This window comes from Hoeflea algicola (genome assembly GCF_026619415.1).
Lineage (GTDB): Bacteria > Pseudomonadota > Alphaproteobacteria > Rhizobiales > Rhizobiaceae > Hoeflea > Hoeflea algicola.
On sequence record NZ_JAOVZR010000001.1, the window covers coordinates 639419 to 657826 of the forward strand.

General features: G+C 60.5%; 19 protein-coding genes. 16 read left to right on the forward strand and 3 right to left on the reverse strand.

Annotated features, from left to right (window positions below; all coding sequences use genetic code 11):
- Positions 1-13: 13 nt before the first annotated feature.
- The 10 genes from OEG84_RS03230 (at position 14) to lipA (ending at position 7904) form a co-directional block, all read left to right on the forward strand.
- Entirely contained in the window at positions 14-1405 is a 1392-nt protein-coding gene (locus OEG84_RS03230) for a pyruvate dehydrogenase complex E1 component subunit beta (RefSeq protein ID WP_267652401.1), read from the forward strand.
- A 14-nt stretch (positions 1406-1419) separates the two neighbouring features.
- Positions 1420-2775 carry a pyruvate dehydrogenase complex dihydrolipoamide acetyltransferase gene (locus OEG84_RS03235; RefSeq protein WP_267652402.1) on the forward strand — a complete coding sequence of 452 codons (1356 nt, stop codon included), beginning with the start codon at positions 1420-1422 and terminating at the stop codon, positions 2773-2775.
- Positions 2776-2914: 139 nt separating this feature from the next.
- The gene (locus OEG84_RS03240) at positions 2915-3466 is read left to right on the forward strand and encodes an HdeD family acid-resistance protein (protein WP_267652403.1); all 552 of its coding nucleotides are present in this window, start codon (positions 2915-2917) and stop codon (positions 3464-3466) included.
- Between the two features lie 70 nt (positions 3467-3536).
- A complete protein-coding gene (locus OEG84_RS03245) occupies positions 3537-3788 on the forward strand; it encodes a hypothetical protein (RefSeq protein WP_267652404.1) in 252 nt (83 codons plus the stop codon).
- Positions 3789-3846: 58 nt separating this feature from the next.
- Entirely contained in the window at positions 3847-4485 is a 639-nt protein-coding gene (locus OEG84_RS03250; RefSeq protein ID WP_267652405.1) for an SGNH/GDSL hydrolase family protein, read from the forward strand.
- A 130-nt stretch (positions 4486-4615) separates the two neighbouring features.
- Positions 4616-4852 carry an HP1242/YdcH family protein gene (locus OEG84_RS03255; RefSeq protein WP_267652406.1) on the forward strand — a complete coding sequence of 79 codons (237 nt, stop codon included), beginning with the start codon at positions 4616-4618 and terminating at the stop codon, positions 4850-4852.
- Positions 4853-4927: 75 nt separating this feature from the next.
- Positions 4928-6373: a dihydrolipoyl dehydrogenase gene (gene lpdA, locus OEG84_RS03260; protein ID WP_267652407.1), complete on the forward strand. Its 1446-nt coding sequence runs from the start codon at positions 4928-4930 to the stop codon at positions 6371-6373.
- A complete protein-coding gene (locus OEG84_RS03265) occupies positions 6373-6621 on the forward strand; it encodes a hypothetical protein (protein WP_267652408.1) in 249 nt (82 codons plus the stop codon). Before lpdA ends, OEG84_RS03265 begins: the two co-directional genes overlap by 1 nt.
- Entirely contained in the window at positions 6621-6896 is a 276-nt protein-coding gene (locus OEG84_RS03270) for a GlsB/YeaQ/YmgE family stress response membrane protein (protein ID WP_425602890.1), read from the forward strand. Before OEG84_RS03265 ends, OEG84_RS03270 begins: the two co-directional genes overlap by 1 nt.
- 27 nt (positions 6897-6923) lie before the next feature.
- The gene (gene lipA / locus OEG84_RS03275; RefSeq protein WP_267652410.1) at positions 6924-7904 is read left to right on the forward strand and encodes a lipoyl synthase; all 981 of its coding nucleotides are present in this window, start codon (positions 6924-6926) and stop codon (positions 7902-7904) included.
- A 33-nt stretch (positions 7905-7937) separates the two neighbouring features.
- Here lipA and OEG84_RS03280 read toward each other — a convergent pair whose 3' ends face one another.
- Positions 7938-8393 carry an HIT family protein gene (locus OEG84_RS03280; protein ID WP_267652411.1) on the reverse strand — a complete coding sequence of 152 codons (456 nt, stop codon included), beginning with the start codon at positions 8391-8393 and terminating at the stop codon, positions 7938-7940.
- 196 nt (positions 8394-8589) lie between these two features.
- On the opposite strand from OEG84_RS03280, the gene OEG84_RS03285 reads away from it, so the two are divergent.
- The gene (locus OEG84_RS03285) at positions 8590-9051 is read left to right on the forward strand and encodes a type II toxin-antitoxin system RatA family toxin (RefSeq protein WP_267652412.1); all 462 of its coding nucleotides are present in this window, start codon (positions 8590-8592) and stop codon (positions 9049-9051) included.
- Here the strand turns inward: OEG84_RS03285 and OEG84_RS03290 are convergent.
- Together OEG84_RS03290 and OEG84_RS03295 are read right to left on the reverse strand one after the other, a co-directional pair.
- Positions 9027-9581, reverse strand: a complete 555-nt coding sequence (locus OEG84_RS03290; protein WP_267652413.1) for a CinA family protein — start codon at positions 9579-9581, stop codon at positions 9027-9029. The two genes, OEG84_RS03285 and OEG84_RS03290, sit on opposite strands and share 25 nt — an antisense overlap.
- Positions 9578-10810, reverse strand: a complete 1233-nt coding sequence (locus OEG84_RS03295; protein ID WP_425602817.1) for a bifunctional 2-C-methyl-D-erythritol 4-phosphate cytidylyltransferase/2-C-methyl-D-erythritol 2,4-cyclodiphosphate synthase — start codon at positions 10808-10810, stop codon at positions 9578-9580. The genes OEG84_RS03290 and OEG84_RS03295 overlap by 4 nt, the downstream gene beginning before the upstream one ends.
- Positions 10811-10953: 143 nt before the next feature.
- Here OEG84_RS03295 and dusB point away from each other — a divergent pair, with 143 nt between their 5' ends.
- The 5 genes from dusB (at position 10954) to ntrX (ending at position 18392) form a co-directional block, all read left to right on the forward strand.
- Positions 10954-11967, forward strand: a complete 1014-nt coding sequence (dusB, locus tag OEG84_RS03300) for a tRNA dihydrouridine synthase DusB (RefSeq protein WP_267652415.1) — start codon at positions 10954-10956, stop codon at positions 11965-11967.
- The gene (locus OEG84_RS03305) at positions 11964-13130 is read left to right on the forward strand and encodes a two-component system sensor histidine kinase NtrB (RefSeq protein WP_267652416.1); all 1167 of its coding nucleotides are present in this window, start codon (positions 11964-11966) and stop codon (positions 13128-13130) included. Before dusB ends, OEG84_RS03305 begins: the two co-directional genes overlap by 4 nt.
- A 4-nt stretch (positions 13131-13134) precedes the next feature.
- Positions 13135-14586 (forward strand): nitrogen regulation protein NR(I), encoded by a 1452-nt coding sequence (gene ntrC / locus OEG84_RS03310; protein ID WP_267652417.1) that lies wholly within the window; start codon positions 13135-13137, stop codon positions 14584-14586.
- Positions 14587-14689: 103 nt separating this feature from the next.
- Positions 14690-17038: a sensor histidine kinase NtrY-like gene (locus OEG84_RS03315; protein ID WP_324288167.1), complete on the forward strand. Its 2349-nt coding sequence runs from the start codon at positions 14690-14692 to the stop codon at positions 17036-17038.
- Positions 17028-18392 carry a nitrogen assimilation response regulator NtrX gene (gene ntrX, locus OEG84_RS03320; protein ID WP_267652418.1) on the forward strand — a complete coding sequence of 455 codons (1365 nt, stop codon included), beginning with the start codon at positions 17028-17030 and terminating at the stop codon, positions 18390-18392. The genes OEG84_RS03315 and ntrX overlap by 11 nt, the downstream gene beginning before the upstream one ends.
- Positions 18393-18408 lie beyond the last annotated feature (16 nt).

The window sequence follows — 18408 nt, forward strand, 5'->3', positions numbered from 1 at the left end:
GGGAGGGAACACCATGCCGATTGATATCCTGATGCCCGCGCTTTCCCCGACCATGGAAGAAGGCACGTTGTCGAAATGGCTCAAGAACGAGGGCGACAAGGTCGCCTCGGGCGATGTGCTGGCCGAAATTGAAACAGACAAGGCGACCATGGAAGTGGAAGCCATTGATGAGGGTGTGCTCGGCAAGATCGTCGTTCCCGCCGGTACCGAAAACGTCAAGGTCAATGCCGTCATTGCGGTGATCCTGGAAGAGGGCGAAAGCACTTCCGACATCGGTTCAGCAAAGGCTGAGGCCCCTGCGCCCAAGCCTGCCGAGCCGGAAGCCGCAGCTTCGCCGGAACCTGCCGCTCAAGCGCCTGTTGCCGCTGCCCCGGTGGCTAATGTGGCCGCATCCGACCCATCGATCCCTGAAGGCACCGAAATGGTGCCGACCACCGTGCGCGAAGCGTTGCGTGACGCCATGGCCGAGGAAATGCGCGCCAATGAAGATGTCTTCCTCATGGGCGAGGAAGTGGCCGAGTACCAGGGCGCCTACAAGATCTCCCAGGGGTTGTTGGCCGAATTCGGCGCCCGCCGGGTGGTCGATACGCCAATCACCGAACATGGCTTTGCCGGCGTCGGTGTCGGGGCCGCCATGTCAGGTCTTCGTCCGATCGCCGAATTCATGACATTCAATTTCGCCATGCAGGCGATTGACCAGATCATCAACTCCGCCGCCAAGACGCTGTACATGTCCGGTGGCCAGATGGGCGCGCCGATCGCCTTCCGCGGACCCAACGGCGCTGCCGCCCGCGTCGGCGCCCAGCACTCGCAGTGCTACGCCGCCTGGTACAGCCATGTCCCGGGCCTGAAGGTGGTGATGCCCTATACGGCAGCCGACGCCAAGGGGCTGCTGAAGGCTGCCATCCGCGATCCCAATCCGGTGATCTTCCTCGAAAACGAGATCCTTTACGGCCAGACATTCGACGTGCCGAAGCTCGATGATTTCGTGCTGCCGATCGGCAAGGCGCGGGTTCACAAGACCGGCAAGGATGTCACCATTGTCTCCTTCGGCATCGGCATGAGCTATGCGGTCAAGGCGGTCGATGAGCTGTCCAAGCTCGGCATCGATGTCGAACTGATCGATCTGCGCACGATCCGGCCGATGGATCTGCCAACAGTGATCGAGAGCGTCAAGAAGACCGGGCGCCTGGTCACCGTCGAGGAAGGTTATCCGCAATCTTCTGTCGGCACAGAGATCGCCACGCGCGTGCAGCAGCAGGCGTTCGATTATCTCGATGCGCCGATCATCACCATCGCGGGCAAGGATGTTCCGATGCCCTACGCGGCAAATCTCGAAAAGCTGGCGCTACCAAATGTCGGCGAAATCGTCGAGGCGGTCAAAGCCGTCACCTATACGGCTTGAGGGAGGACTGAAAGATGCCCATTAACATCACAATGCCCGCCCTGTCGCCGACCATGGAGGAGGGCAACCTCGCCAAATGGCTGGTCAAGGAAGGCGACAAGGTGACGTCTGGTGACGTTCTCTGCGAGATCGAGACCGACAAGGCGACCATGGAAGTAGAAGCCATTGATGAAGGCACGGTTGCCAAGCTCGTGGTTCCGGCCGGCACCGAAGGTGTCAAGGTCAACGCCGTGATCGCCATTCTCGCCGCTGAAGGCGAAAGTGTCGAGGACGCTGCCAAGGGTGGTGGCGACGCGCCTGCGGCAAAGCCAGCCGAAGCGCCCGCCGAGACACCCAAGGCTGCGGCCGCGCCGACAACGGACAACAAACCGATCCGCGACGCCAATCCCGCGGCACCCGCAGCCCCACCGGCACCGGTGGCAGCATCTGGCGAGCGGACGTTCTCCTCGCCGTTGGCACGCCGCATCGCCAAGGATGCCGGCGTTGATGTCGCGCAGATTTCCGGCTCCGGCCCACACGGTCGTGTAGTCAAGAAGGATGTCGAAGCCGCGATCGCTTCGGGTACAGGCAAGGCCCAGGCGGCAGCCGCACCGCAGGCAACTGCCGCGGCTCCCGCTACAGCGCCAAAGGGCATGTCCGACGATGCCGTGCTCAAGAATTTTGCCGAAGGTTCCTACGAACTGGTCAAGCACGACGGCATGCGCAAAACCATTGCCCGCCGGTTGCAGGAATCCAAGCAGACGATCCCGCATTTCTACGTCACCGTCGATTGCGAACTCGATGCGCTGCTGGCCCTGCGCGCGCAACTCAACAAGGCAGCCCCCGTCAAGGACGACAAGCCCGCCTACAAGCTCTCGGTCAACGACATGGTAATCAAGGCGTTAGCGCTCGCACTGCGCGATGTGCCCGACGCCAATGTCTCCTGGACCGACGAAAACATGGTCAAGCACAAGCACGCCGATGTCGGCGTTGCTGTTTCGATCCCAGGCGGCCTGATCACCCCGATCATCCGCTCGGCCGAGACCAAGACCCTGTCGGCCATCTCCAACGAGATGAAGGACATGGGCAAGCGCGCCAAGGACAAGAAGCTCAAGCCCGAGGAATACCAGGGCGGCACCACTGCGGTGTCGAACATGGGCATGATGGGCGTCAAGGACTTCGCCGCCGTCGTCAATCCGCCGCATGCGACCATTCTGGCCGTTGGTGCGGGCGAAAAGCGCCCGGTGGTCAAGGATGACGCCCTGGCAATCGCCACGGTGATGAGCGTGACGCTGTCGACCGACCACCGTGCCGTCGACGGCGCGCTCGGCGCCGAACTGCTGGCCGCCTTCAAGGGCTATATCGAAAGCCCGATGGGAATGCTGGTTTGATGCATGGCGCGCCCGAACGGATTGATTTGGGCGGTAACGGGCATGCATGGCGGCTGGGACTGGAAAGAAGCGTTGCGCGTTCGGTTGAACGCGCGTCGCATTCGGACCGGTAGGCATATCAACACTGGAGCGCGCGCAAATGGCTGATCATGGTGTGAACGAGGGGTTTGGCAGAACCTGGACCTGGATGGCGGTGCTCGCCGTCATCTGCATCATCGGCGGCTTCATGGCGCTGATCAATCCGTTTGGCGCCACCATTCTTGCTGTTGTGCTGGCGGGTTGGATCTTCCTGATGCAGGGCGTGATCCAGGTGGTTCACGCCTTTCGTGTGCGCGATTGGCCGGGTTTCATCTGGTCGCTCGGGCTCGGCGTGCTTTCGCTCATTGTCGGTTTTGTGCTGGTTGCCGATCCGCTCGCAGGCAGCGTCTCGCTGACCTTGCTGGTGGCTGTGCTGCTGTTGATGACCGGCGTCGCCAAGACCATGTTCGGCTTCGCTTTGAGGCCCGCCAGCGGCTGGGTCTGGGTGCTGGTCTCAGGCCTGGTTTCGGCCGTTCTCGGCGTGATGATCCTTGCCGGTCTGCCCGCCACGGCAACAACCATCCTCGGCCTGTTGCTCGGCATCGAACTGATCTCCAACGGCGTGCTGTTCCTGTTCGTGGCGCTGGGACTGCGCAAAATGGGGTATCGCTGAGCACGCATGGATGACTTTGCACCGGGTGCGCACCATATCGTGGGGTAGTTATAGTCCAAAGGAGGATATCATGACCGAGCCGAAAGACATGATTGTTCCGATGCTCGAGGAAATACGCGCTGAGATGACGCGCGCGTTTGACGAAGTTGATAAGCGCTTCGATGGCGTGGACAAGCGTCTCGACACCATTGATGGCCGTCAGAAAAGCTTCAACAATGCGCTGACAGCCGACACCATGATGGGAAGATTCGTGACCGGCGATTTCGAAGAGAGAATTGGTGAACTGGAGAAAAAGGTCGAACAATTGATCAAGGGGAACTGAATATGCTTGGTGGTTACAGGCCAGAACTGCCTTTTTCCCCGCGATCCGGGTTTCGCGCATGAAAACCGTGCTTTGTTATGGCGACAGCCTGACCTGGGGATATGATCCGGCAACCCGGGCGCGGCACCCGCTTGAGGACCGCTGGCCGACGGTTTTGGCGAGTGCATTGGGTGAAGGCGTACATGTGGTCGTCGATGGTCTCAATGGCCGCACCACCGCGTTTGACGATTACACCGGCGATTGCGACCGCAACGGCGCGCGCACGCTGCCCACCGCATTGCATGCCCACGCGCCGCTCGATCTGGTGATCATCATGTTGGGCGCCAACGATATGAAGCCGCATCTGGCTGCCACCGCCCATGCCGCGTCAAAAGGCGTGCGCCGGCTGCTGGATCTAGTTCGCCTGCACAATTGGCCGGTCGAGCAGGAGCCGCCGCAGACCCTCGTAGTCTCGCCGCCACCGCTGGTCGAGGCCGCCGATCCGGATTTCGCGGCGATGTTCGAGGGCGGGATCATGCAGTCGGCGATGCTGGCTTCGTTCTACGCCGATCTCGCCGATGAGGCGGGCGCCGGTTTTTTCGATGCCGGTTCGGTGGCCGAATGTTCGACCATTGACGGTGTCCACCTCGATGCTGCCAACAGCCGCGCCGTTGGCCGCGGCCTGGCGCCGGTGGTTCGGCTGTTATTGGGGCAATGAAAACAAGAACGTCGTCACACCGAGAGCTATTTAATCGGTGAGACGGCGATCGGATTGACAAGGGTCAAGGAGAAGACAGAGCGCGGGCGGGTAGACTGAAGCCATCTTACACCCACACAGGAGATGATGGATGTCGAACACGCCCCACGAATTGACGGAGGAATTTCCCGAACATCTCGCGAAAATGCAGGAGCTGAAGCAGGGCAATGCCCATTTCGCCAAGCTTTCCGATGCCTATCACGAGGTCAACCGGGCAATCCACCGGGCAGAAACGGACATCGAGCCAACCGGCGATTTGCACATGGAAGAAATGCGCAAGGAACGGCTGAAGCTCAAGGACGAAATCTACGGGATGCTGACGGACTGAGATAGTTCGGATACGCCCGTGCAGATGGCAGGGCGGATGTTGATCCGTCCGCCCTGACTTTAGAGGAGACGAGGCGTGTCAAACACTTACGACGTGATCATCATTGGTTCCGGCCCCGGCGGCTATATCGCGGCCATCCGCGCCGCCCAACTCGGTCTGAAGATTGCCGTGGTTGAACGCGAGCACTTGGCCGGCATCTGCTCCAACTGGGGCTGCATCCCGACCAAGGCGCTATTGCGCTCGGCCGAAGTGTTACATCTTGCAGAACACGCCAAGAATTACGGTCTCAAGCTTGAAGGCACGGTAACGCCGGATATCGAAGCCATCGTCAAGCGTTCGCGCGGTATTGCCGAGCGGATGAATGGCGGTGTCGGCTTCCTGATGAAAAAGAACAAGGTCGATGTCATCTGGGGCGAGGCGAAGCTCAGCAAGCCCGGCGAGATCGTTGTCACCAAGACCACCAAGAAGATCGTCGAGCCGCAGGGCCCGATCCCCAAGAACACGCTTGGTGAGGGCACCTACACCGCCAAGCACATCATCGTTGCTACCGGCGCGCGTCCCCGCGCCTTGCCGGGCATCGAGCCCGATGGCAAGCTGATCTGGACCTATTTCGATGCGATGAAGCCTGAAAAAATGCCGAAATCGCTGCTGGTCATGGGGTCCGGCGCGATCGGCATCGAATTCGCCTCGTTCTACCGCACCATGGGTGTGGACGTGACCGTGGTTGAAGTCATGAAAACCGTCATGCCGGTCGAGGATGCGGAAATTTCGGCCTTCGCCAAGAAGCAGTTCGACAAGCAGGGCATGAAGATCCTGCTCGAAGCCAAGGTCACCAAGGTCGACAAGGCCGCCGACTCGATCACTGCCCATGTGGAACTGAAAGACGGCAAGGTCGAGAAGATCACCGCTGACCGGATGATCTCGGCTGTCGGCGTTCAGGGCAATATCGAAAATCTCGGACTTGAAGCACTCGGCGTCAAAACCGATCGCGGCTGCATTGTTATTGACGGCTACGGCAAGACCAACGTGCCCGGTCTCTACGCAATCGGCGATGTTGCCGGTCCGCCGATGCTGGCTCACAAGGCCGAGCACGAGGCCGTCATTTGCGTTGAGAAGATCGCCGGCCTGCCCAATGTTCATCCTATGGACAAGCTCAAGATCCCCGGCTGCACCTATTGCAATCCGCAGGTAGCTTCCGTCGGCCTGACCGAAGCTAAAGCCAAGGAGCAGGGCCGCGAAATCCGCGTCGGTCGCTTCCCGTTTGTCGCCAATGGCAAGGCGATTGCACTCGGTGAAGACCAGGGCATGGTCAAGACCATCTTCGACAAGAAGACCGGCGAACTTTTGGGTGCGCATCTGGTCGGCGCCGAAGTCACCGAATTGATCCAAGGCTTTGTCGTGGCGATGAATCTGGAGACCACCGAGGAAGACCTGATGCACACCATCTTCCCGCATCCGACGATTTCGGAGACGCTCAAGGAAAGCGTGCTCGACGCCTATAACCGTGCACTGAACGCCTGATGGGCGCCCTGGTGCCGCGTCCTGTGGTCCTGTCCATGCTGGGAGGCGCCGTGCTTGGTGCCCTTGGCGGCTGGGCTGCGATTATCGGTCGCGGTGCGGTCGAACTCGGCGCCACCCGGCTCGAAGGCCTTGCCGGAATTGTCGCTGTTGCGGCGCTGCTGGCATTGATGGGGCTGATGCTCGGCCTTATCTTGATGCTGATCATGCGCAGCCTGCGCGCTGCCGCCACTCAGGACCGGAGAAAATGATGAGTCAGCAGATGGGATTCATGACGATGCCCGGCGTCGGCTTTCTGGGCCTGCTGCTGATCGGCCTGATTGCCGGCTATGTCGCCGAACGCGCCATGAACCGTGATCACGGCCTGCTGACCAACATGCTGGTCGGCATCGCCGGTTCATTTGTAGGCGGCGCTCTGGCGGGCGTGCTCAACATCAACTATTACGGCTTCGCCGGGAACCTGGTGGTCGCCATTGTTGGCGCCCTTCTGATTCTCTGGGTCTTCGGCCGTGCCAAGCGCACCTGAACGCTGCGAACAAAAAGGACCTTCCCAATGGTCACCATTCTCGACGCCACCACCGCTGATTTCAAGCCCGAAGCCAGGCGCATCCGCCATCCGGAAAAGCAGAACCGTCCGGATACCGAGGTCAAGCGCAAACCGGACTGGATCCGGGTGAAAGCGCCGACGTCGAAGGGCTACCAGGAGACCCGCAGCATCGTCAAAGAAAACAAGCTGGTGACCGTCTGCGAGGAAGCCGGCTGCCCCAATATCGGCGAATGCTGGGAGAAGAAGCACGCCTCGTTCATGATCATGGGCGAGATCTGCACCCGCGCCTGCGCCTTCTGCAATGTCTCGACCGGCAAGCCCAATGCGCTCGACATGAACGAGCCGGAAAATGTCGCCAACGCCGTCAAGCAGATGGGGCTCACCCATGTGGTCATCACCTCGGTCGACCGCGATGATCTCGATGATGGCGGCGCTGAACATTTCGAAAAGGTGATCTGGGCGATCCGCAAGGCCTCACCATCGACCACCATCGAGATCCTGACACCTGACTTCCTGCGCAAGCCCGGCGCGCTGGAGCGCGTTGTCGCCGCCAAACCTGACGTCTTCAACCACAATCTCGAAACCGTGCCGTCCAACTATCTCACGGTGCGGCCGGGCGCGCGCTATTTCCATTCGATCCGCCTGCTACAGAAGGTCAAGGAACTCGACCCGACGATGTTCACCAAGTCGGGCATCATGGTGGGGCTCGGCGAGACTCGCAACGAAGTACTGCAACTGATGGACGACCTGCGAGTTGCTGACGTTGATTTCATCACCATCGGCCAGTATCTGCAGCCGACCCGCAAGCACCACGAAGTCATGAGCTTCGTTACACCAGACGAGTTCAAGAGCTACGAGACCATCGCCTACACCAAGGGCTTCCTGATGGTGTCGGCCAGCCCGTTGACCCGCTCGTCCCACCACGCCGGCGACGATTTTGCGCGGCTCAGAGAAAACCGCGCGAAAAAATTTGCGGCTGCGATTTAGTGACCTGTTTGCTTGAGTGGAGCCCGGTCCTTTTCATCCGCACTTGAGAGCGCTCCTGAGTTCGCGGGCGGCGCTCTTCAGTTCTTCGGCGGACGCGCGTGGCGCTGAAACAAATGTGAGATCGGTCTGTTTGATATAGAGGCGCGAGGTTATGTCAGTCTTGTCCACCATCGGCACCAAATGCGCATGAGCGTGGGCGATGTCGCCGCCCGAAAACAGGAACGCCACGCGCTCAACGTCGTAGATCCGCTTCTGAGCGCGGGCGACCATCTGACCAGTGGCGAAAATCTCTGCGGCCAGATCGCCCGGCAAATCTTCAAAATAGGCGAAATGTTGAAGTGGTATGATCTGAACATGGCCGCGGCGGATTGGACAAATATCAAGAAAGGCCAAAATATTTTCATTCTTGAATATGGCTTCGGTCCCGACGTGCCCCTGAGCCATGTTGCAGAACAGACACGACGACAAATGTTCGGCTTCCACTTTCATCCCCTCGTACGGTAGGTATGGTCTGTTCAGATTAAGCCGGTTTCTAGAATACGCAATCGTGCACGAAACCTGAGGTTTGTGTTGGTGGCGATGCCGGAATCCAGAATTTCCAGGGGTATCCGCTACCGGAGCTTTGAAGTCATTGCCGGATGTCCAAATTCCTTGATATTTTCGGCTCTGCCGATTAACTGCCTGCATGCCATCTTATGAGACCAAACGCCCGGTTCCGCACTCACCGCGCCAGATGTTCGATCTGGTTGCCGATGTCGAGCGCTATCCTGAGTTCCTGCCGCTGTGTGAGGCGCTCTCTGTGCGCTCGCGCAAGGAACGCGACGGCAAGACCTTGCTGATTGCCGACATGACGGTGGGCTACAAAGCAATCCGCGAAACCTTCACCAGTCAGGTGCTGCTCAAGCCTGATGAGCTTGCCATCGATGTCAAATACCTCGATGGCCCGTTCAAGTATCTCGACAACCGCTGGCGCTTCGAACCGCACGAGGGCGGTGGTTGCGAAGTGTGCTTCTATATCGAGTACGAGTTCAAGAGCCGGATGCTTGGCGCACTGATGGGGGCGATGTTCGATCGCGCCTTTCGCATGTTCGCCGAAGCATTCGAAAAGCGCGCTGTCGAGATCTACGGCGCGGCCGGCGACGTCTGATTTCCACTGCCCTGGGTGGCGCGGCCGATCAGTGCTTCAAGTGCCGCACGCACTGTCGCGGCGCGGATCATGTCGCGGCTCCAGCTTGGGTCCCAGCGCAATTCCACAACGCTGGTCAGGTCCCCGGGCCCCGATAGCCCCATCCAGACCAGCCCGACCGGCTTCATCGGTGTACCACCGCCCGGTCCGGCTACGCCGGTGACCGACACCGCATAGCCCGCCCGCGAGCGCCGCCGCGCACCCAGCACCATCTCGGTGGCCGTTTGCGCCGAGACGGCGCCGAAGGCTTCCAGTGTGGCCGGCCTGACGCCGAGCATGTCCTGCTTGGCTTCGTTGGAATAGGTCACGAAACCACGGTCAAACACCGCTGATGATCCGGCTATGTCGGTGATCGCGCCGGCAATCAGCCCACCGGTACAGGATTCCGCGGTGGCGACCATTGCGCCCGCAACCGACATCGCCTGAAGCAGTTCTTCGGCCAGAGCGCGGCAGTCGGCCTGCAGGTCCGCAAGGGTCTCGGCTTCGCTCATGATGGCTCTCCAAATACCACGGTTGCCGTGGCGATCGCGGCGATGCCCTCACGGCGGCCGATGGAGCCTATGGTTTCGTTGGTGGTGGCCTTGACTGAACAGCGGTCGAGCGAAATGCCGAGGATGCGGGCGAGATTGGTGCGCATCACCTGACGGTGCGGCCCGATCTTCGGGGCTTCGGCAATCAGTGACACGTCGGCGTTCATGATTGTACCGCCGGCGCTGCGGACAATCTCGACCGCGCGAGTGAGAAAGACCTCCGAAGCAACGCCCCGCCACTCGGGCTCGGATGGCGGAAAGTGATCGCCGATGTCGCCGGCGCCGCAGGTGGCCAGCAGCGCGTCGGTCAGCGCGTGCAGCGCCACGTCTGCGTCGGAATGGCCGTCAAGCCGTTGGTTATGGGCAATGTCGATGCCGCAGAGCGTGACATGTGTGCCGGCAACCAGCCTGTGCACATCGTAACCATTGCCGGTGCGCACATCCGGCAGGGCCGCGGCCGGTCGTGCCTGAGAAGAGAGCCGTTCGTCAGCCATGGCGAGATCCTCCGCAGTGGTGAGTTTGACATTGACCGGACTGCCCGGCGTGAGCCGCACGGTCAACCCGGCCCATTCGGCAATGGCGCAATCATCTGTGAATTCCGCCCCCGTTTCGGTGACGGCGCGCGCATGGGCGGCGCTAATTGAAGCGAAATCAAATCCTTGAGGTGTCTGTGCACCAAACAATCCGGCCCGGGCGATGGTGTCGGTGACATTGCCTTCGGCGTCGCCACGCTTGAGCGTGTCGGCCACCGCCACAGCGGGCAGGGCGGCATGATGCCCTGCATCCAGGGCGGAAAGAACGCGATCAATGACGTCCTGTGTGACGAACGGGCGAACCGCGTCATGGATCAGAACATACGCCGGCCGGGTGTCGCGGAGGGCATCAAGGCCCGCGCGGACCGAAGCCTGGCGGTTGGCGCCGCCGAACACGGTCTTGATCGGCCTTTCCGGGGACAGGCCGACGATAGCGTCGGCATACAGAGCTTCATCGTCGGGATGAATGACCACGACGATGTCGCTGCAACCCGGATGTGTCAGAAAGCGCGACAACGTCCAGACGATCACCGGCTTGCCGCCAATCCTTCGGTATTGTTTCGGCCCGTCCGACGGTGATCCGGCGCGTTCGCCGCGGCCGGCGGCAACGATCACCAGCGCAAACTTGCTGTTGTCATTCACGGTGCGATTTCCCATTTGGCATTGTTGCTGCGGGTGTAGGGGCTCTGGCAGCGAGAAAAAGCTCTTTTGAATTTTTCTTGGTGGCACAGCGATTTCGCCTTGGCAATGTCATCATGCATGTCTAAAAAAGAAGCAGCAAAGAGAGATGCCTGAAACACATGCAAATCAGCAGCGACAGAATTGACCTGCCTTTGACGATTGGGCCGGTGACAGCACGGAACCGGGTATTCCTGGCACCGCTATCGGGTATTTCCGATTTACCGTTTCGGCAACTGGCATGGCGCTATGGCGCAGGCCTGGTCATTACCGAAATGGTGGCAAGCCGCGAACTGGTCACTGAGCGGCGCGAATCACGGGTCCGGCTGCGCGGTGACGGAATTGACCCGCACGTGGTGCAACTCGCCGGGCGCGAAGCCGACTGGATGGCGGAAGCTGCGCGCATTGCCGAGGCCGAAGGCGCGGCGATGATCGACATCAACATGGGCTGTCCGGCCAAGAAGGTCACCGGTGGTTATTCCGGGTCGGCGCTGATGCGCGATCCCGATCACGCGCTCAGCCTGATCGAGGCCACGGTCAACGCCGTGTCGGTGCCGGTGACGCTGAAAATGCGGCTCGGCTGGGACCATGAAAACCTCAATGCGCCAGCAATCGCCGCACGGGCCGAAGCAGCCGGCGTTCAGATGATCACCATTCACGGGCGCACCCGCATGCAATTTTACGAGGGCGTGGCTGACTGGGACGCGATCGCCAGCATCCGCGATGCGGTCAGGGTGCCGCTGGTCGCCAATGGCGATGTCAATTCGCGGGCCGATATCGACGAATGCCTGCGTCGCTCGGGCGCCGATGCGGTGATGATCGGGCGCGCCTCGCGTGGCCAGCCCTGGATTTGCGGCATTCTGGCCGGATCGACCCACGCCCCGAAACCGGGCCCGGAACGCAACGCCATCGCCCTGGAGCATTACACGATGATGATCGACCATTACGGCGAAGACGTCGGTGTCCGTCATGCCCGCAAGCATATTGGCTGGTATCTCGACACCCTCGCGCCATCGGCACCCGCGAAATTGAAAAGCGCGATGATGTCCTCGCGAAGTGCCGCCGAGGTGTTGCCATTGTTTTTCGAAGCCCTTGAAGCGGGCGCTGGCGCCACAGATCTGGAGACGGCAGCATGAGTGGTTTCCCGGGGGATCAGGCCGCGCCCGATAGCGCCCCCGACATCGCCAGCATGGTGCTCAACACGATCCAGCACCCGGTGATCATGGTGGATGCGGCAGGACTGGTGTGTTTTGCCAACTGGGAGGCCGAAGCCTTCTTCGCAGCAAGCGCCACGCATCTCGCCCGGCACAGGCTCGAAACCTTCATTCCGTTTGGCAGTCCGCTGCTTGAACTGATCGAGCAGGTCCGCGCGCGCCGCGCCGCCGTCAACGAATACCGGGTTGATCTGAGTTCGCCGCGGCTTGGCAATGACAAGCTGGTCGATCTCTATGTCGCCCCTGTTGCCGGTGTGCCCGGCAATGTCGTTGTTTTCTTTCAAGAACGCTCAATGGCCGACAAGATCGACCGGCAGTTGACCCACCGTGCCGCTGCCCGCTCGGTAACCGGGCTCGCCTCAATGCTGGCCCATGAAATCAAGAACCCGTTGTCGGGCATTCGCGGGGCGGCGCAACTGTTGGAAATGACCGTAGGTGAGGAAGACCGCTCGCTGGCGCGACTGATTCGCGATGAAACCGATCGCATTGTCTCGCTGGTCGACCGGATGGAGATCTTTTCCGACGAGCGACCGGTCGACCGCACGCCGGTCAACATCCATTCGGTGCTCGATCGCGTCAAGGCGCTGGCCAAGGCCGGTTTTGGCCGGAATATCCGCTTTACCGAATTGTATGACCCCTCGCTGCCGCCGGTCTACGCCAACCGCGATCAACTGGTGCAGGTGTTCCTTAACCTGGTCAAGAATGCCGCTGAGGCTGTCGGAGACAACCCCGACGGCGAAATCGTGCTGACCACAGCTTATCGTCCCGGCATCAAGCTCTCCGTCGCTGGTAGCCGCGACAAGGTTTCGCTGCCACTGGAATTCTGCGTGCAGGATAATGGGCCCGGCGTGCCAGCCGATCTGCTGCCGCATCTGTTCGATCCGTTCGTCACCACCAAAACCAACGGGTCCGGTCTTGGCCTGGCGCTGGTCGCCAAGATCGTCGGCGGTCATGGCGGCATTGTCGAATGCGACAGCCAGGCCCGAAAGACCACATTCCGGATTCTGATGCCCGCGTCGCCCGACGGTCGGCCAATCGAACCGACGTCAGACAAGAACAGTGCGCCGCTTGGCGAGAAGGACTAAGCTCATGAGCAAGGCAACCATACTCGTCGCCGATGACGACGCTGCCATCCGCACAGTGCTGAACCAGGCGCTGAGCAGGGCCGGTTACGAAGTTCGCATTACTTCCAACGCGGCAACTCTCTGGCGCTGGATTTCCGCAGGCGAGGGCGATCTGGTCATCACCGATGTGGTAATGCCCGATGAAAATGCCTTTGATCTGCTGCCCCGGATCCGCCGCGCCCGGCCCGATCTCCCGGTGCTGGTGATGAGCGCCCAGAACACCTTCATGACGGCCATCAAGGCATCTGAATGCGGCGCCTATGATTACCTGCCCAAGCCGTTCGATCTCACTGAGATGATCGGCACCATCGGTCGCGCCCTCTCAGAGCCACGCAAGCTGACAATCCAGCCTGAGGAAAGCACCGAAGGCATGCCACTGGTGGGGCGGTCAACCGCGATGCAGGACATCTACCGGGTGCTGGCCCGGTTGATGCAAACCGATCTGACGCTGATGATCACCGGTGAATCCGGAACCGGCAAGGAACTGGTTGCCCGTGCGCTGCATGATTACGGCAAGCGCCGCAACGGCCCGTTCGTCGCCATCAATATGGCGGCGATCCCGCGAGATCTGATTGAATCGGAATTGTTTGGCCACGAAAAGGGCGCGTTTACCGGCGCCCAGAGCCGCTCGACCGGCAGGTTTGAGCAGGCCGAAGGCGGGACCCTTTTTCTCGACGAGATTGGCGACATGCCGATGGACGCCCAGACCCGCTTGCTCCGGGTGCTCCAACAGGGCGAATACACCACCGTGGGCGGTCGTACGCCGATCAAGACTGATGTGCGAATCGTTGCCGCGACCAACAAGGATCTCAAGATCCTGATCAATCAGGGCTTGTTTCGCGAAGATCTGTTTTACCGGCTCAACGTGGTGCCGTTGCGATTGCCGGCCTTGCGCGACCGTGCCGAGGACGTGCCGGATCTTGTGCGCCACTTCGTGCGCCATGCCGAGCAGGAAGGTCTGGACGCCAAGCGTTTTGATGGCGATGCGCTGGACCTGCTCAAGGCCTATCCCTGGCCGGGTAATGTGCGCGAACTCGAAAACGTCGTGCGCAGAGTGATGGCGCTCTATCCCCAGGATGTCATCACCAGCGAGATCATCGACAACGAATTACGCATTGAATCTCCCGAAACACCCTCGCCACAGGGAACTGTTTCGAACGGTCAGGCCAGCATTGCCCAGGCGGTGGAGGAAAACATGCGCCGCTACTTCGCCGGATTCGGGGAGGATTTGCCGCCCCCGGGGCTCTATCACCGGGTGCTCGAGGAAGTAGAATATCCGCTGATACTGGCGGCGTTGACAGCAACCCGCGGCAACCAGATCAAGGCGGCCGACCTGCTCGGCCTCAACCGCAACACGTTGCGCAAGAAAATCCGCGAGCTCGGAGTTACCGTCTATCGTCTGCCGCGTCCGGCCTGAAGGTCCTGCGAGTTTCTTCGGCACCGCACGCGGTGCTGTGTCGGCTTGACAGACCGTGGGGCAAAGTTGCATTTTCGCCACAATCTGTTGCTTGTTCGCAACGATGGCAGCCAGAAAATGGAGCGGCAGGCGGCAGATGGTAATCGATACGGTTTCTCCACTCGTCGATCTGCACCGCGAAAATGCCGATGGTCCTGGCGCAGGTGACCGTGGCTTGCATCGCCGCAACCTGTTTACCACGCCGGGCGTGGTGCTTGTCGCCACGGCGTTTTTAAGCGCGCTGGTCACCTTCGCCATCCTGTTGGGACTAACGCCGATCGAGCCAGTTGACCGGGTTGTTCTGGGCGCGGTTGTGATCAACCTGGTCTTCGTTATCGGCCTGGTCATTCTGGTGTTTCTGGAAATCCGCATGCTGCTCAAGGCGCGGCGGCGCGGCAAGGCGGCGGCGAAGCTGCATATCCGCATTGTGGCGTTGTTCTCCATTGTTGCGATCTTGCCGGCAATTCTGGTCGCTGTCGTCGCCTCGATCACGCTCGACGTCGGCCTGGATCGCTGGTTTTCGCTGCGAACAAAATCCATCGTCAATTCGTCGCTTTCAGTGGCTGAAGCCTATGTGCTTGAGAACGCGCGATTTTTGCAGGGTCAAACGGTTTCCATGGCCAATGACCTGGACAATGCGCGCTCGCTCTACACGCTGGACAGGATCGGTTTTACCCAGTTCGTCACCCGCCAGGCGATTGGCAGGGGACTACTTGGCGCGTTCGTGGTGCGTCCCGACGGCAGCGTCATTCTCCAGGCCGACATTCGCACCGAGCGGCCGTTGCCTGCGATTCCCGAGCAGGCGCTCAAGGATGCAACCACGGGCAAGCCGACGCTGATTCCGCCTGGCGTTACCAATCTGGTCGGCGCGTTGATGCCGCTGCAGCAGATCAGCGGCGCGCTGCTTTACACCGTGCGAGCGGTCGATCCGGAAGTCATGCGCTCGACCCGGTTGATGGAGGAGGCGACACAGGAATACCGAACGTTGGAGCAGGGACGCACTTCGCTGCAACTGGCCTTCGGGATTCTCTATCTCGGCTTTGCGCTGATCGTGCTGCTGGCGGCAATCTGGACCGCGATTGCCGTGGCCGACCGGCTGGTGCGGCCGATTCGAATATTGATCGGCGCCTCGGATGATGTCGCCAGCGGTAATCTCGATGTGTCGGTGCCTGTGCACGCCTCGGACGGCGATGTCGGGTCATTGGCGCAGACCTTCAACAACATGATCGTCCAGATCAGAACCCAGCGCGATGAAATTCTGTCTGCCAAGGACCAGATCGACAATCGCCGCCGCTTCACTGAGGCCGTGCTGTCAGGTGTTTCCGCCGGTGTGGTCGGTATCGATCACCGGGGTGCAGTGACCATTGCCAACCGTTCGGCCCGGCAGATTCTTGGCGACGGCGGTGCCGAGATCATTGGCCAATCGTTTTTTGAACTGGCCCCGGAATTTGAAACCGTGCTGGCCGAAGCGGCGATGCGACCGCGGACCGACGCTCGCGCCCAGATCACACTCAATCGTGGCGGCATGGAACGGACCCTCAACGTCAAGGTGACCCGGGAAGAATCCCATGACCGGCTAGAATCTTTTGTCGTCACACTCGACGACATCACCGATCTGCTGATCGCCCAGCGTTCGACCGCCTGGGCAGATGTCGCCCGCCGGATCGCCCACGAGATCAAGAACCCGCTGACGCCAATCCAGCTGTCAGCCGAGCGGATTCGCCGCCGCTATGGCAAGCAGATCCCCGATGACGACCGCGCGGTGTTCGATCAGTGTACCGATACCATTGTCCGTCAGGTCGAGGACATCGGCCGAATGGTCGACGAATTCTCCTCCTTTGCCCGCATGCCCAAGCCGGCCAAAGCCCGCACCGATCTGCGCGACATCCTCAAGGACGCCGCCTTCCTGCGCGAAGTAGGCCGTAATGACATTGAATTTATTCGCGATTTCCCCGAAACCCCGTTGGAAGGGGAGTTCGATGCACGTATGTTGGGGCAGGCCTTTGGCAATTTGATCAAGAATGCCACCGAGGCGATCGATGCCGTACCGTCCGATGCGGAACGAAATGGCAAAACGGTCATTGTCCGCGCCGGGGTTTCCACTGACGGGCAGAATTACGTTGTCGACATCATCGACAACGGCCGGGGTTTGCCCGGCGACAACCGTCACCGGTTGCTCGAGCCATACATGACAATGCGCGAAAAAGGCACCGGCCTTGGTCTCGCCATCGTCAAGAAGATTATCGACGATCATGGGGGCACGATTCAGCTGGGTGACGCGCCACCCGAATTTGATGGTGGTAGGGGAGCGATGATTACCGTTCGACTTCCGGTGGAACCGATCCCACACGATGAAGGATCGATGCAAGCCGACAAACAAGAACAACCAAAGGAACCGGCAGATGGCGTCTGACATTCTCGTCGTTGATGACGAAGCCGACATTCGTGACATCGTTTCGGGCATCCTCGACGATGAGGGCCATGAAACCCGCACCGCCGGCGACAGCGATTCCGCGCTTGCGGCGATATCGGATCGGGTGCCGCGCTTGATCTTTCTCGATATCTGGCTGCAGGGCAGCCGGCTTGACGGTCTGGCGCTGCTCGACGAGATCAAGGCGCGCTACCCCGACCTGCCGGTGGTGATGATCTCTGGGCACGGCAACATCGAAACTGCGGTCTCGGCGATCCAGCGCGGCGCCTATGATTTCATCGAAAAGCCCTTCAAGGCAGATCGACTTTTGCTGGTTGCAGCGCGGGCGCTGGAAACCTCGAAGCTCAAACGCGAAGTTACCGAACTCAAGCGCCGCTCGGGCGATCAGCTCGAACTGATCGGCACCTCGGTCGCGGTCTCGCAGCTCAAGCAGACCATCGACAAGATTGCGCCGACCAACAGCCGGGTGATGATTCTCGGGCCCTCCGGTTCGGGCAAGGAATTGGTGGCGCGGCTTCTGCACAAGAAGTCGAGCCGTGCAGGCGGACCCTTTGTGGTCCTCAATGCGGCGGCGATTACGCCCGAGCGAATGGAGGTGGCGCTGTTTGGCACCGAAAGTGCTGCCAGCCACGAGCGCAAGGTGGGCGCGCTTGAGGAAGCCCATGGCGGCATTCTCTATCTCGATGAGGTCGCCGACATGCCGCGCGGCACCCAGAACAAGATCCTGCGGGTGCTGGTCGACCAGCAATTCGAGCGCGTCGGCGGCACCAAGCGGGTCAAGGTAGACGTCAGAATCATCTCCTCGACCGCGCGCAATCTCGAACAGCTGATTGCCGACGGCGAGTTTCGTGAAGATCTCTACCACCGGCTCGCTGTGGTGCCGTTGCGGGTACCCTCGCTCAGCGAACGGCGTGAGGATATTCCGTTCCTGGTCGACATATTCATGCGCCAGGTTTCCGAACAGGCAGGCATCAGAAACCGCCGCATCGGCGAGGATGCGTTGGCGGTGATCCAGGCCCACACCTGGCCCGGCAATATTCGCCAATTGCGCAACTATATGGAACGGCTGATGATCTTGGCCCGCTCTGATGGTCCAGATACAGTTATCACCGCCGATATGCTGCCCGACGATGTCTCCGACATGTTGCCCAAGACCTCGGCTGCGGGATCAAACCACATCATGACGCTGCCGTTGCGTGAGGCGCGGGAATTGTTCGAGCGCGACTATCTGATTGCCCAGATCAACCGCTTTGGCGGCAACATCTCGCGCACCGCGGAATTTGTCGGCATGGAACGCTCCGCGCTGCATCGCAAATTGAAATCGCTTGGCGTATAAGCGGCGCTTGCTGGCT

Excerpts from the sequence above, each read along its gene's own strand:
- OEG84_RS03230 (WP_267652401.1), top strand. The coding sequence starts at position 14 with ATGCCGATTGATATCCTGATGCCCGCGCTTTCCCCGACCATGGAAGAA.
- OEG84_RS03235 (WP_267652402.1), top strand. The coding sequence starts at position 1,420 with ATGCCCATTAACATCACAATGCCCGCCCTGTCGCCGACCATGGAGGAG.
- OEG84_RS03240 (WP_267652403.1), top strand. The coding sequence starts at position 2,915 with ATGGCTGATCATGGTGTGAACGAGGGGTTTGGCAGAACCTGGACCTGG.
- OEG84_RS03245 (WP_267652404.1), top strand. The coding sequence starts at position 3,537 with ATGACCGAGCCGAAAGACATGATTGTTCCGATGCTCGAGGAAATACGC.
- OEG84_RS03250 (WP_267652405.1), top strand. The coding sequence starts at position 3,847 with ATGAAAACCGTGCTTTGTTATGGCGACAGCCTGACCTGGGGATATGAT.
- OEG84_RS03255 (WP_267652406.1), top strand. The coding sequence starts at position 4,616 with ATGTCGAACACGCCCCACGAATTGACGGAGGAATTTCCCGAACATCTC.
- OEG84_RS03265 (WP_267652408.1), top strand. The coding sequence starts at position 6,373 with ATGGGCGCCCTGGTGCCGCGTCCTGTGGTCCTGTCCATGCTGGGAGGC.
- OEG84_RS03270 (WP_425602890.1), top strand. The coding sequence starts at position 6,621 with ATGAGTCAGCAGATGGGATTCATGACGATGCCCGGCGTCGGCTTTCTG.
- lipA (WP_267652410.1), top strand. The coding sequence starts at position 6,924 with ATGGTCACCATTCTCGACGCCACCACCGCTGATTTCAAGCCCGAAGCC.
- OEG84_RS03280 (WP_267652411.1), bottom strand. The coding sequence starts at position 8,393 with ATGAAAGTGGAAGCCGAACATTTGTCGTCGTGTCTGTTCTGCAACATG.
- OEG84_RS03285 (WP_267652412.1), top strand. The coding sequence starts at position 8,590 with ATGCCATCTTATGAGACCAAACGCCCGGTTCCGCACTCACCGCGCCAG.
- OEG84_RS03290 (WP_267652413.1), bottom strand. The coding sequence starts at position 9,581 with ATGAGCGAAGCCGAGACCCTTGCGGACCTGCAGGCCGACTGCCGCGCT.
- OEG84_RS03295 (WP_425602817.1), bottom strand. The coding sequence starts at position 10,810 with ATGGGAAATCGCACCGTGAATGACAACAGCAAGTTTGCGCTGGTGATC.
- dusB (WP_267652415.1), top strand. The coding sequence starts at position 10,954 with ATGCAAATCAGCAGCGACAGAATTGACCTGCCTTTGACGATTGGGCCG.
- OEG84_RS03305 (WP_267652416.1), top strand. The coding sequence starts at position 11,964 with ATGAGTGGTTTCCCGGGGGATCAGGCCGCGCCCGATAGCGCCCCCGAC.
- ntrC (WP_267652417.1), top strand. The coding sequence starts at position 13,135 with ATGAGCAAGGCAACCATACTCGTCGCCGATGACGACGCTGCCATCCGC.
- OEG84_RS03315 (WP_324288167.1), top strand. The coding sequence starts at position 14,690 with ATGGCAGCCAGAAAATGGAGCGGCAGGCGGCAGATGGTAATCGATACG.
- ntrX (WP_267652418.1), top strand. The coding sequence starts at position 17,028 with ATGGCGTCTGACATTCTCGTCGTTGATGACGAAGCCGACATTCGTGAC.